Source organism: Ruminococcus sp., assembly GCF_024691275.1.
Taxonomy (GTDB): Bacteria; Bacillota; Clostridia; order Oscillospirales; family Ruminococcaceae; genus Ruminococcus.
This window is the reverse complement of sequence record NZ_JAILNU010000114.1, coordinates 1-13349: the sequence shown is the minus strand read 5'-3', so window position 1 is coordinate 13349 and position 13349 is coordinate 1. Positions and strand designations below refer to the sequence as shown.

15 protein-coding genes are annotated in these 13349 nt (G+C 40.9%); 8 read left to right on the top strand and 7 right to left on the bottom strand.

From position 1 onward, the window contains the following. The first annotated feature begins 77 nt into the window (after positions 1-77). Entirely contained in the window at positions 78-494 is a 417-nt protein-coding gene (locus tag K6G33_RS14660; RefSeq protein ID WP_296780941.1) for a hypothetical protein, read from the top strand. On the opposite strand, the gene K6G33_RS14655 is transcribed toward K6G33_RS14660, so the two are convergent. From K6G33_RS14655 to K6G33_RS14630, 6 genes are all read right to left on the bottom strand, one after another. After that, positions 485-1210, bottom strand: a complete 726-nt coding sequence (locus K6G33_RS14655) for a hypothetical protein (RefSeq protein ID WP_296780939.1) — start codon at positions 1208-1210, stop codon at positions 485-487. The genes K6G33_RS14660 and K6G33_RS14655 overlap by 10 nt on opposite strands. A gap of 9 nt (positions 1211-1219) precedes the next feature. Then, a complete protein-coding gene (locus K6G33_RS14650) occupies positions 1220-2278 on the bottom strand; it encodes a toll/interleukin-1 receptor domain-containing protein (protein ID WP_173563075.1) in 1059 nt (352 codons plus the stop codon). After that, positions 2275-2730 carry a hypothetical protein gene (locus K6G33_RS14645; RefSeq protein ID WP_296780935.1) on the bottom strand — a complete coding sequence of 152 codons (456 nt, stop codon included), beginning with the start codon at positions 2728-2730 and terminating at the stop codon, positions 2275-2277. Before K6G33_RS14645 ends, K6G33_RS14650 begins: the two co-directional genes overlap by 4 nt. 16 nt (positions 2731-2746) lie before the next feature. After that, positions 2747-4336 carry an N-6 DNA methylase gene (locus K6G33_RS14640; protein WP_296780933.1) on the bottom strand — a complete coding sequence of 530 codons (1590 nt, stop codon included), beginning with the start codon at positions 4334-4336 and terminating at the stop codon, positions 2747-2749. Positions 4337-4392: 56 nt separating this feature from the next. Continuing rightward, entirely contained in the window at positions 4393-5283 is an 891-nt protein-coding gene (locus tag K6G33_RS14635) for a hypothetical protein (protein WP_296780930.1), read from the bottom strand. Positions 5284-5435: 152 nt separating this feature from the next. Next, a complete protein-coding gene (locus K6G33_RS14630) occupies positions 5436-6455 on the bottom strand; it encodes a hypothetical protein (RefSeq protein ID WP_296780928.1) in 1020 nt (339 codons plus the stop codon). 317 nt (positions 6456-6772) lie between these two features. On the opposite strand from K6G33_RS14630, the gene K6G33_RS14625 reads away from it, so the two are divergent. The 7 genes from K6G33_RS14625 to K6G33_RS14595 all read left to right on the top strand — a co-directional run bounded on the left by K6G33_RS14625 (position 6773) and on the right by K6G33_RS14595 (position 13009). After that, positions 6773-8242, top strand: a complete 1470-nt coding sequence (locus K6G33_RS14625) for a YfjI family protein (RefSeq protein ID WP_296780925.1) — start codon at positions 6773-6775, stop codon at positions 8240-8242. An 80-nt stretch (positions 8243-8322) separates the two neighbouring features. Continuing rightward, positions 8323-8610, top strand: coding sequence for a DNA-binding protein (locus tag K6G33_RS14620; RefSeq protein ID WP_296780923.1), 288 nt, complete (start codon positions 8323-8325; stop codon positions 8608-8610). A gap of 14 nt (positions 8611-8624) precedes the next feature. Next, positions 8625-8816 (top strand): hypothetical protein, encoded by a 192-nt coding sequence (locus tag K6G33_RS14615; RefSeq protein WP_296780920.1) that lies wholly within the window; start codon positions 8625-8627, stop codon positions 8814-8816. Positions 8817-8818: 2 nt separating this feature from the next. Continuing rightward, the gene (locus K6G33_RS14610; RefSeq protein ID WP_296780919.1) at positions 8819-9406 is read left to right on the top strand and encodes a CHC2 zinc finger domain-containing protein; all 588 of its coding nucleotides are present in this window, start codon (positions 8819-8821) and stop codon (positions 9404-9406) included. A gap of 367 nt (positions 9407-9773) precedes the next feature. Next, positions 9774-10970 (top strand): plasmid recombination protein, encoded by a 1197-nt coding sequence (locus tag K6G33_RS14605; protein ID WP_296780918.1) that lies wholly within the window; start codon positions 9774-9776, stop codon positions 10968-10970. A gap of 109 nt (positions 10971-11079) precedes the next feature. After that, positions 11080-12216: a site-specific integrase gene (locus tag K6G33_RS14600; RefSeq protein WP_296780915.1), complete on the top strand. Its 1137-nt coding sequence runs from the start codon at positions 11080-11082 to the stop codon at positions 12214-12216. 376 nt (positions 12217-12592) lie between these two features. Beyond that, on the top strand, positions 12593-13009 hold the full coding sequence (locus K6G33_RS14595; protein ID WP_296780913.1) for a hypothetical protein: 417 nt from the start codon (positions 12593-12595) through the stop codon (positions 13007-13009). A 92-nt stretch (positions 13010-13101) separates the two neighbouring features. Here the strand turns inward: K6G33_RS14595 and K6G33_RS14590 are convergent. Then, a partial coding sequence (locus K6G33_RS14590; RefSeq protein WP_296780911.1) for a hypothetical protein occupies positions 13102-13349 on the bottom strand: 248 nt, incomplete at its 5' end.

The window sequence follows — 13349 nt, the reverse complement described above, 5'->3', positions numbered from 1 at the left end:
CTAAAAAGAGATTTTGCTTCATGTCACGGATCACAGATTTGTTATCCGTGAGTAATCATTAACAGGAGGGAATAACTATGAGCAGATACAAGAGCGAACAGACTGCATACAGCCCGCTGAAAAAGAAATCAGTTCCGCTGTGGAGACTGGACACCAACACCTTGACCGTCACTCACTTCAACACTGATGCTCAGACCGAGGAGAGCAAGACTTACAGCACCGATTTCATCAGGTATCATCTTCATTTCTCTGACAGCCATTGCCCCAACAGGCTTCGCAGGCTCGTCAATGATGGCAGGATCGTGCCGTATCTCGATGATATGGAACTGAAAGTCGGTGATGCTATCTCCCGTCAGGTAGAGCTTTGGAAGCAGACAGATAGTTGCTATCAGAAGGCTCTCCTCAGCGGCGATGCTGAGAAAATGCTCGGTCTTGAGAACTGCTTCGTCTATATGGCGAGAGAAACTGTGTTTGAGTGTATGGTTTATATTTGATCGTTTACGGCTGTGCCTTCGGGTGCAGCCTCTTTTTGGTTTGCTAACAAAGTAGCAATAAGCTCTTGATTTGCTTTCATATCATTTCTATAATACACATTTGACTCAAAATAATTTCTAAAAGTTGGATAATCAGCATTTATAACTAAATGCTTTTCAGAGATTAATGCGTCTATTTCCGCCTGCTTTTCATTAATCAGCTCATCAAAAAATAGCCCTAATGCCATAGATGCAAATGCAAGAATTGTAACAATTGATGTGATTTTTGTACCTGTTATATTGGTGTCAATAAACGGAATAATGATAAATGAGGTTATTCCCAAAATAAATAGTATTAAGGTGATAGTATTTACTATTTTTAATATTCTCTTTTTTGCGTAGTCTCTTGGATGACAAAACGTATAATTCTTTTTTAGCAATTCATCATAATTTTCTTTGATGTTTCTAACATTAATATTTCGTGTGTTAATATATCCACCCTTAATCATTTGATCTAAAAAATCAATTGTGATTTTTAAGTATGCATTATATGTGTTTGAAGTAAATAAAAATGTCCCGATTTTATTAATTACATCACTTGCGGAAATAAGTAGTGCGGAAACCGAAAGCGCAAATAGTAAATTATCACCTATTTTTAATACATCAAAAGGATAGAGAAGAGCCATTAATACATAAACAGTAGCTAAGATAACAAAAACAAATTTTGATTTTTTCATCTATTCTCCTTATTTCAGTTTCATAAAACTCAGCATTTCCTCAAAATTTGAATCTATATGTTCTTGTAAAGGCAGCCCTTTACATTCGCTAAGGAATGATAACAAATCTTGAAGATCAAGAAGTATCTTTTGAATGTGTTTTAATTCTTTGCTTAACTCAATAGTGTAAGCCGGATCACCGATTTCATCAATTTGATTTCTTAATTCTTTTTCTTTATTTCTCCAGAATATAGTATACTGAGCTTGATCTTGAACGGCATAAACTTTAGCACCTATCTTCTCAGATGGATCTTCAAGCCATTTTGAATCATTATCAGATAAAACAATATATGCAAGTCTATCTTGGAATCTACGATCTTTGATTGTTTCTAATACTTCATATAAACAGTTGCGAGATTTTAAATATCTGTCGCTTATAAGCATTACAACATAATCATGATCTTGTATAGAATCCATGAATCGCTTGAAACTCTGATGGTATTCAACATCTCTAATATCTCTTGTTATAGAGACACGATCTGAAGATGTTTGTGAACTAATAGTATCGTCAATCAGATCAGCTATTTTAGAATCTTTCTGGCAATATGAAAGAAAGATATTGGTTCTACCTATTGCTTTATCATCATTTGAGGAGTTATCGTCAGCCTCGATTAGTTTGATCTCAATGTATTCCCTCAATGCAATTACAAAAGGTTCTATTGTTTTTCTCATAAAAGCAGCTATTGAATCTGCAAATTTGTTGCTGTGTGAATAGCCTAATGTAATTCCGATCAATGGTCTGTTATTCTCGATGATGTATTTCAAAAGCTGATAATCATAATCGATTATATCTTCTGAATTATCCGGTAACTCAAAATGCTGACCATAACTCCTTGATTGTAAAATAGAGTTGAAATCGTAGTCTTCTTTATGACAATGTGAAACATACTCTGATAACAAGTCTGTGTTGTCTATGAATTCCAGAAACATTTTTATGTAGCGAACTTCATCTTCATTGTCAATCTTTAGCATTTGTGATGCTAATGTTCTATATCTAAGAGAAATGATTCTAAGTTCATTTTTATTCATAATCTTGTTCCTCCACATATTGGACAATACACACCTATAGAATCATCAAATGAAGTTGCTTTTATATTAATATCACAACAATCAAGATGTAACATTTTATATTCATTAATCGGTGTATACAATTCTGAAACGGAAACGTGTTTGGGCTTCTTCATACTCATTTTAACAAGACCATTTTTGTTAAACCCTTTAAATGTTTTTGAGAATTGCTTGTATATTTCATCCATTGCATAATTAGTTGCAACCTGTCTTGCTATTTCAAGTACTTCAGGACAATAAAATGTATCCATCTTATTTGGCAATCCACATATAGGGCAAAAGAAATCCAAATTATTATCATCATCAAAAGTTTTCTTAGAAAGCATAAACCTTCCTTTACAATAGTCACATTCCATCTCTAAAAATCCGTCTTTATCTAATGGAATCGATAAAGAAAAAGAAAGACTATCCATTTTGATTTCTCCTTAATTATTTATGTTGTTTATGATAGGGAGCTAAGTATATGCTCATTATCATAGAATCAATCTTTTCTTCAATTCGCTTGATAGTGTTAATATCATTGTTCGCTGATAAAGTTATTCTCTTATCAACTAAGTCATTGATTTCACTTATAACTTCAGAAGTAGGCTCAATATAAGGAATTAGCTTTATATAATTAGCAGAATTGTTAGCAGTGGGATTGATGATATGTATAATCTGATTGATGATATCAGAGTTCATTAATGCCAATATATAATTAAGCTTTGTTTTATCTTTTGGAAATATTCCAACAATAGATTGGTCGAATACTCGGTTCTGCATCAAAAAAGCCTTAATTTTACTTGACTTAACCATAGGTATTCCGATACCTGTCTTAAAATAATAATCGGAATTCTGAAATCGAGCTTTTTTATCTGCTTTGTAAAATGATACTGTTTCACTATCCCAACGCACATACCAATCTTCATGGTTACGGACATAACGTGTTTCAGATGCACTTTTTATAAAAGGAATATACGCTTCTGATAAGTTAGGTTCTCCATCAGTAGACGAATTATCTACTATCATACTTTGATCTATAACTTCATAGTTTTTTGCACCTTTTACGGTATCTGATGCAGCTTTGATGAATTCCTTATTATTTCCCGTGTAGAAACCTGTTACTACATCTGAAATATCGCCAAGATTGACTGTTGTTTTCTTTAATAAAGAAACTATTTGATTATCAGCAAAAACAAATCTGTGTTGCGGATTTGATAAAACATCACTCTGTTTAAGATTAAAATTTTCTATGTAAGCAGGCAAAGTATCATTTGCGATTAGCCGACGAAATTCCTCGGGTTTTTTAAATCCTCTATATATCTTTACTGAATTGTTGATGGCATCTTGCATTTCGCGTCGTTCTAAAGTGATGATACATAAATTAGAGTATCCAAAACTAATGCCAGGGAAAAACTTTGACGGAAAAATAATAATTTCCTCTATTTTAGTTTTTTTCAATAAAAGCTCACGAAGCTTTGTGTGCATATTAACATACAAAAACGTATCGGGGATGATAAATGATAATCTTCCGTTTAGTTTTAATACAGATATGCACCGCAGTAAAAACAAAGAATATGTTTCTTTGACATACTGCCCAACATATTTCTTTTTTAATTGATCACGTCGTTCATAATCCTGCCAAGCACCATATGGTGGATTGCCTATAACACCTGTATAATGTCCACCTGTAGAGTTGAAAAAATCTAACTGTTCATCCAACAGTGTATCGGTTTGCTTTAACCATAGTTGTGACATATCATATTTATCAAGCTGTGGATCAAAAAGGGTATCTGTTTTACGAACATCAACGTCAGGATTATCATTATATTTTTTTTGCAAAACTGAAATAGCATCATCATTGATATCTAAAGCATCAATGTGAACTTTCTTTTTTGCATTCAGTATCTCATCTATGAATATACCTTCTCCTGCTGATGGTTCCAAAATAATGTCACCATCATGTATCCCTAACCGAGAAGACATATAAAACGTAATATCTTCTGAATTGGTATAAAACGAACAAAACTGATCTTTCATGTTTATATCCCTCACTGGTTATACTTAAGCTCTAACTTAAGTATAACACATTGGTTTTACCATGTCAAGTAGCGCAAAAGATCATTTTTCTCAAGATGTTCCCTTAATTCGCTGCTTATATCATTTTTCCAATCGACGTTATTATCAAGCCATTCACGCATATCGAAACCTGTGAATCGTTTCATTGCAGCGTAGCCATCGTTTGCACAGTATACATCCCAATAAGGAGAGTTTTTTAAAGTCTGAAGATAGTGATTATTATCATCTTCAGGTTGTCTTACAAACAATATCGTTTTTTCGATTTCACCAAGTGAATTATAGATACTTGCAACAAGTAGCAAGCGGTTTGTATTGCCTTTTTCGTTTGAACTAAATCCACTTTTGAAGTCACAATTATAATGAATACCGTCTTGTTCAAAATGAAGATCAAGTCCGAGTTTGATTCCACCGCTATCAACCATTGTCCACGGAATTGCATAGTGGCGCTTCAATTCGTCTTTAGTTTCCTGATCCAGTTTTAAACTATCTATATAATTCGTAGCATCTCTCTTTATAGTATCCTGAACTTTATTGAAATCAGGAGGAGCAATAATTGTCAGCTTTTTTATTGGATATTCAAAGGGCAATTTGCAGAACGGCTCCCATAACTCTCCGATACGTCGTGCAAAAGCCATGTATTCATAAGGCCATACAGAATTACGTGCATCAAGCATTACTATGTAAGATGCATACGTTATAATAAGAATTTCATCAAGCAACTCAGACTGGGATAATTCATTTGAATTTGCTTTCAAAGAGCGAATCGAATTATCCCGTATATCATTAATATACTGATTTATTGCACTTGCTTGATCTTTGTAGTTCTTATATCTTGAACAAATCTTTTCTTTTTCAGTAGCAACTTGCTGAGTAAAGAAAGCTATCCACTTTGATTTATCCTGTTTCATTATCCTATACCTCCACAATCATAATAAGCGATACTTAGCGTAGAATCGCTATTTGTACTATTATATCATGGTATAGAATCTAAGTCAATATTTGTTGAAAAACGTTCTATCATTTATAGATGCTGCAACTTTGAACCCACCGGATTCAAAGTTCACCCCTTCTTCCTAAACCTCTCAACAAGCTCCTCAGCCATAGCCTTCATCTCAGCCTTATACTTAGCACTGAGTTTTTCAAGCTCCTTGGTGGGCAGACCGTTGCGTATCAGGCGTTTTTTGAGCTTATCCATATCGTCCATACGCTCCTGCTTCGCCTGCATAAACTCGTCAAACTCGGCAGGGTGATACTTCTCAATGCCTGCTTCTACGAGTTTCTTCTTATATCCGCGGACATAGGCATCATAATCACGCTTCACAGCGGAGTACGCCTTGGTGTTTTCCTTGTATATGGCTTCCTTCTGCTGTTTCTGAGCTTCGATGCACTCAGCAGCGTGACAGCAGACCTCGCCCTCCGTTCCGAGAAAAAGCTTGTGGCAGAAACCACACTCGCAGACAGTCCACTTGTTCTTGTGAACGAGCTGCCCGACCTCTGCAAGGACAGTCAGCAGGCAGTTATCACTCTCACGGAACACATTGAATGTATAATCATCGACTGCAATTATCGTTCGTCCAGGCTGAACCATAAAATGCTCCATAGTCACCTTGTAGCTGAAATACGCATCACTGCACATCATAGCGAGCTGCGTATTCATGAACTCCATGAGCTTTCTTGCAACTTCATCCTGTATCTTTCTTCTGTTGAGCTTGGCTATAACAACGTCGTTCGGTTTCAGCAGGACGTACCTTTCCTTGTCATATAACTCGATAACAGAGCAGACGTAGCCACGGAAAAAGATATTTTCCCCATACTCAGCCATGAACCTTGCTATCATATCATCAGTGCTGACATCAATGCTCCTGTCGATACGCAGAGCACTGTTGAGCCTGTCCCTGAACGCATCGTAAGGCTCGGTATGCTCACAGAAAACCTTATGCTGATTCATCAGCTCGTCAAAGGTGTACGTCCTTGTATTCAGGACTGCACCGTGAACGCTCTCATCGGTATCATCAACAGACTGTGCGATATTTATCGTGCGGTCTGTTTCGTTTATACGGTAAATTGTGGTAGTTCCCATATGCTCTCCTCGCTTTCAGTATCTTCTGATATTATAACATTTCACACGCAATATGTCAATTATAATGCGTATTATAGCGTGATTAATAGCGTGTTTGAAAATTCTTTGCGTATTCTTTTGCGTAAATACGCAAAGTACGCACAAGCCCTCCGAAAGAAATGTTACAATGTTCATGTCAGCAGGCGACGGTCGGCTGACAGCAGAGAAAACCGGAATAATTTACAGGATATACAATGATTATCCGTTGTAGACACAGTTTTTTCTGCCCCTATTATAGAAGCGCTTCTGAATTTATACGAAAGGACGATGATAGATCGTTGAACAATGAAAACCAGTGGGCAACACCCACACCCCTCCGTCCCGATGGGACAAACCTCCTGCCGTTCCCTGTGAACGCACTGCCGCCTATTATAGGTGACATGGCTGACGCAATTGCGACAACAACCTCAACGGACGTTGCAATGGCAGGGACTTCGATACTCTCGGCGGTGAGCTATTGCTTTTCGGGAGTATATCGTATGTCGGCAAAGCGTGACCACACCGAGCCGCTGGTGCTTGATACGCTGACGATAGCGGAACCGAGCTTCAAGAAGTCTCCTGTAATGTCGCTTATAAAGCGTCCGTACATTCAGTTCGCACACGACTGGAATGAGAACAACAAGCAGGACATCTTTCAATCTCAGGCTGAACGCAAGCTCCTGTTGAGCAAGCTGGAAGCCCTTGAAAAGAAGAAAGACGTTACCGCTGAGGAGATAGCCAAACTCCAGACAGAGATCAGCAACATTCCGCCCAGCAACTTCCGCAGGATAGCCGTGGACGATGTAACTCCCGAATCACTTGTGAATCTGCTCGAAGAAAACGGCACTCTGCTGATGATCTCCGATGAAGCCGGAATGCTCGGTAATTTCAGCGGACGTTATAGCAACAACGTCCCGAACCTTGACCTCCTGCTGAAATCATGGAACGGCGAGACCTATATCAGCGACAGAGCTACCAGGTCGAGCATTGTGCTGAAAAAGCCTTACATGAGCATCTGCCTTGCGTGTCAGCCATACGTTTTTGACGGTATGATAAACAATCCTGTTTTCAGGGGCAGCGGACTGATAGCGAGGTTCATGTATTGTTTTCCTGTGAGCAATATCGGTTTACGCAAGTACGATACACAGGCTGTGCCTGAGCAGGTCGCAGAAAACTACAAGAACCTTGTGTACAAGCTCCTCGGAGCTAAGTTCACCTACCACGATGAAAAAGAGCTGTATCTCCACTTTGACAGCAAGGCATACGGCGAGTTCGTTGACTACTACAACAACTTCATCGAGCCACACCTCGTCACGGATATGGCTTTCTGCAAGGACTGGGGTGGCAAGTATCATGGTGAACTGCTCCGACTGTGCGGTATCATTCACTGTATCAAGTGTGCGCTGAACGGTGCCCAGCCTGTTGAGAACCGTGTGACACTGGATACGTTCTGCAACGCTGTTGAGATAGGCGAGTATTTCCGTGAACAGGCTATCTACGCTTACAGTCTCGGAGATGTTGATCTCGGTACTATTAAAGCAGAGAGGGTACTCAACAAGATACGCTCCAAGCACATAACCAACATCAGGCAGAATGATTTATACAAACTCTGCCGTTGTACGCTGTTCAAGAACGCCGCCGACTTTGCAGAAACAATGGAGATGTTGGAGGAATACGGCTATCTCCGCCGTGAGACGATTCCGGCAGCAAATGGCTGTAACCGTTCGGGGGTAATGGTCTATATCAATCCCCACATCCGTACACAATAAGCATTTTAGACATTATAGGAGCTATTGTGCTTAAAATGTCTAAAGTTCACAACTATAAAAAGAGAAAGAGGTATTTTACTATGTTAACAAGAGAACAGAAAGAGACAATGCTGAACCAGATACTGGAGCTTATGACAGCTATCGCCTACGATGAGCCTGTGGAGAACGCTCCTGCGCCCGAAAAGAAGCCTGAAAAGGTGAAGATGCTGACCGTCAAGGAATGCACCGAGCTTATTGACGGACTTTCCGAGCACACAGTCCGTATGCTTGTGGCTCAGAACAAGATCAAGTATATCCGCACAGGCGAGGGTGTCCGTGGCAAGATACTTGTCAACAAGGCTGACCTGCTGAACTATTTCCAGAACTGAGGGAGGTGAGAGATATGGTGAGCATCAATGAGAACGAGCTTAACAGCGGTGTCGATGAGCTTTTCGACAAGATGATCTCAGTCCTTCGTCAGCGTGGCTTCTATGCTGAGAACAACAAGGACTTTGATCTCTGCCACTTCCTGACCGAACAGGAGCAGACAGTCTTCAAGGAAGCTATCGACTTCTACAACAAGATACCGTTCTGAGAGTGACGGTATTCGAGCAAGTAAGATCTGCTGTTGATATGAGAACTGTTGCGGAGGGTTACGGCTTACATATTGACCGTGGAGGTATGACGCTTTGTCCGTTTCATGATGAGCGCACTCCCTCTGCAAAGATCTATCCCGATAATCTTCATTGCTTCGGCTGTGGAGCACACGTTGATGTTATCGGCTTCACTCAGAAAATGTTCGGGCTGGACAAGCCTATCGATGCAGTAAAAAAGCTAAGTGACGATTACGGTCTGCACATAGATATTGACAAAGCTCCCACTGCTAAAGAAGTGTCTGAGTATCAGAAACGTGTGCAGGAAAAACGAGCCTATGAAGAATGGGGGAAGTCAGCGTGGCGGACACTCAACGATTACCTGTGGCTGATGCGTGAATGGAGACAGTATGCTCCTACAAATCCTGATGAAAAATGTGATGAAAGATTCGTGTATTCTTTGCATCACTTGGACTACGCAGAGTACCTCTGCTGGGAGTTCATAAACCTCAATAAAGCGGGGCGGCTTTCGATGAAAAATATCGTAGATCAGATAGCAGATTTTCAGAAAAATATGAGAGCTGATTTTTGAAAAAATGATCGTTTCCGATATGGCGTTTTTTCAAAATTGTAATGCGTTTTTCAGCATCTCTCATGGGTGCGATTTTGAATAACCGTACCCACAATTTCGGCTGCTCCGTCAGCCGATAGGAGCCTCGCAGAGCCCCGGCATTTTTGATAGTCGTGTATGCGGCTGTCAAAAGTGCTTTGGGGTTACTGGCGGCACTCCGCAAGTAAATCCGGTGCTTCGCACCGTTTGGTTTGCCGATCACCACTGTATCGTTGCAAGCCAATACAAGCCCATCAAGGGCGCTTGCATAGCAAAGGCATCAAGCCTTTTGCGTACTTGTTTTCCCTCGTCAGAGGGTTAAATAAAAATATATAAGGGAGATATTTTTATGAGTGAAAAATCTATCTCTATGTGCGAGGGCAAAGGCAGCCTTTCACATAACAACCGAGAGTTCACTGCCAGGAACATAGACAGCTCCAGGACACCCAACAACATCGTGTTCGTTCAGCAGGCTCTGAGTGACGCTTATCATCAGCTTTTTGATGAAGCAGTTGAGAAATACAATGCCCGTCAGAAAAGGAATGACAGGAAGATACACAACTACTTCGAGCACCTGTTCAACCGTCTGCCGAGCAAGAGTGTTATCACAGGTACGAACAAGCAAAAGAGCTTCTACGAGCATCTTGTTTACATAGGAACGAGAAAAGACACAGGTGTCGGTACTCCCGATGCTGAGATAACGACTGAATGCCTGCGTGAATACATGGAGGGCTTCCAGCAGAGAAATCCGAACCTTTATGTGTTCAATGCGGTGCTGCATCTCGATGAATCTACACCGCACCTGCACATCAATTATATCCCCGTAGGTCACTTCGCCCGTGGTCTTGAAGTCCGCAATGCCAAGAACAAGGCTTTGGAGGAAATGGGCTTCGGTAATGATGCGAAAGCGAATGACCTTTGGAGGAGAAGCGAGTGGGATGTTTTAAAGAATATCTGCAACGCTCATGATATCGAGATCAGCGAGCCGAAGAAGTCCAGAGGATACAGCTACACGGTCGAGGAGTATGGTGAGTATCATGACAGGATAAATGCTCTTAATGCCGAGATCGAAAGGCTCACTGCCGAGCGTGACGAAGCTGTTGCCGAGTTTGAAAAGGTGTCTAAGAAAAAGGTGAAGCTGACTGAGATAGACAGCGTGGAGACAGGAAAGACCGTGTTCGGCGGTAAGGTGACTGTTTCTCAGGAGGATTGGGACAACGTGTCCGACCTTGCAAAGAAAGAAGTCGCATCTCAGAAGCAGACCAGGAAGCTCCGTAAGGAACGTGATGAAGCTGTTCAGGAGCGTGATAAGCTGAAAACGCAGTTGGCAGCAGTCTCCTCGGAGCTTTCTGAGTACAAGAAAAAGGAGGAAAACAAGCGTTATTTCTCCCGTGAAAAGCAGAATGCCGAAGCTCAGCGTATCAAACGTGAGGAACAGCTCTCCCGTGACCTGCAAAAGGCAAGGGCGTTCATAACAGCCTGCGGGCTGTCGGATGATTTTGCCCGGTACAAGTATAACAAAACAAGAAGTACAGAGTTAGAATAAAAGACGAAAAGCTATGGCATATCTCGAAAGGCGCTTGACAAAGAGAGAATAGTGCGCTACAATGCTAAATACAGAGATATGCCATAGTGTAAATTTGGAGGGATTTACATTGGCAAATATAACAAAACGTGGAAACACATTCCGTATCAGGGTGTTTGTCGGCTACGATATGAACGGCAAACAGCTTGTAAAATCAACGACCTTCACTCCGCCTGTCGGGGTGACTGAAAAGAAAGCCGAGAAGCTGGCTCAGGAATACGCTTTTGAGTTCGAGAGACACTGCAAGGGTTACTCTCTGCTCAATGAGAATATGCGATTTTCAGAGCTTGCCGACTGGTATTTCACAAACTATGCTCCCCAGGAGCTGAAAGAGAGCACCGTCTACACCTATTTGGGGCAGTACAAAAACCACATTGAGCCCGTTCTCGGCAACATAAAAGTCAAGGACATCAACGCTCCCAGGCTGACGCAGATAATGCAGTCCTATGACCTGAACCCTGCGACTGTCAAAAAGCTGTACGTTATAGTGCAGAGCATCTTCCGCAGAGGAGCAGAGCAGGGGTTCATTCGTGACACTCCCTGCCGTAACGTGGTACTGCCGAAGCGGAAGAAAAGCCGCAAGAATAAGGCTTTGGAGGAGGACAAGCTCAAAAGGTTCATGGTTTACCTTGAAAGCAAGCCCTGGGACGAGGACTTCAAGCGTATCATCAAGGTGCTGCTGTACACGGGTATGCGTTCGGGTGAGTGTCTCGGTCTTGCGTGGGAGGACATTGACTTCGAGCACAACACTATCTCCATAAACCACACGCTGACCGATATAGGCGGGAAGCATGAGCTGACTGATCCTAAGACCGAGAGCAGTATTCGCATCATCGGTATGGGGCAGGAGCTGAAAAGGGTTCTTCTTGCACAGAAAGAGTATATCGAAAAGCTGAAATATGCCCTCGGTGATGATTTTGCACACCCCGAAATGGTGTTTGTGTCTGCCAGAGGGAACTACCGTGACCGCAACTCGGTCTATCAGTCGCTCAAACGCTTCACCAAAGGAACGGAGTTCGAGGATATGACACTGCATCAGCTCCGTCATTGCAACGCTACTATGCTCCTGAACAGCGGTATCGACCTGAAAGTCGTGTCCGAGCATCTTGGACACCGTGACGTTAACATTACCGCAGAAATCTACGCTGATGTTCTGCGAAAAACAAAAGCCCGAACTGCCGAGCAGATCGAGCTGTGCCTTGCATAAAGGCAAATAAAAAAACCTCCCTGCGCGAACAGAGAGGTTTTGAATTGACCAGATGTTGACCAAAGAGTATTTGACCACTCGCAAAGTGCGTAAATACGCAAGTTTTGAGGTATCTGATTATCTCTTTGAGCTAAGTAGTATCGTTTCGCTTACTTTTGCTGCTTTTAAGAAAACGCCGAAAATACGATAAAATCTGCAATTCAGAGCAAATGCTCTTATTGCAAATTTCAAGTTTTATCGTAACTTGGTTCAACTTTGTTGAACAGAAGTTGAACTGACGGACTTGGGTATCTCGTCGGTATTCAGAGAATATAACTATAACTATTGCAGTGAGGATAAGGCATCTTCCTCACGCTACCGAACGGAGGTAATTACCATGAGCAGATACAAAAGCGAACAGACAACTTACAATCCGATGAAAAAGAAATACGTTCCGCTGTGGCAACTTGACACCAACACCGTAACAGTCACTCACTTCAACCCTGATACACTTTCCACTGAAAGTAAGACATACAGCACCGACTCCATCAGGTATCATCTTCATTTCTCTGACAGCCATTGCCCTGACAGGCTCCGCAGGCTCGTAAACGAGGGCAAGATCATTCAGTACCTTGATGACATGGAACTGAAAGTCAATGAAGCTATCTCACGTCAGGTTGAGCTTTGGAAGAAAACAGATAATTATTATCAAACTGCTGTACTTGCTGGAGACGTAAACGAAGCGAATGGTATTGAAAACTGCTTTATAAACATGGCAAGAGAAATTGTCTTTGAAAACATGGTATACATCTAAACCCTTAAATCGTCTGTATCATATTTGATACAGACGATTTTTATTATGCGAACAGTTTCTCAATTATATGCTTCGAAGTAATGCAAAACAGTTTATTTTATCGAATCAGGGAACTCATTCAAAAAAGTTCTCCATTCCAAACATTTCATTAAATCAATAGTTCTTATTTTGAGGGGTCTCTTAATTCCATTACTATCAATGAAGTGGTAATCATCAATCATTCTCTTGTTATAAACTAAGGGATATAGCAATATTATCTCTCTCACTTTATCAATGCTTGTCGAGTAAGAGTTCATTTGATAAACGTCCGACTCTTTTGAAAAAGTTTTAGGAATCTTCC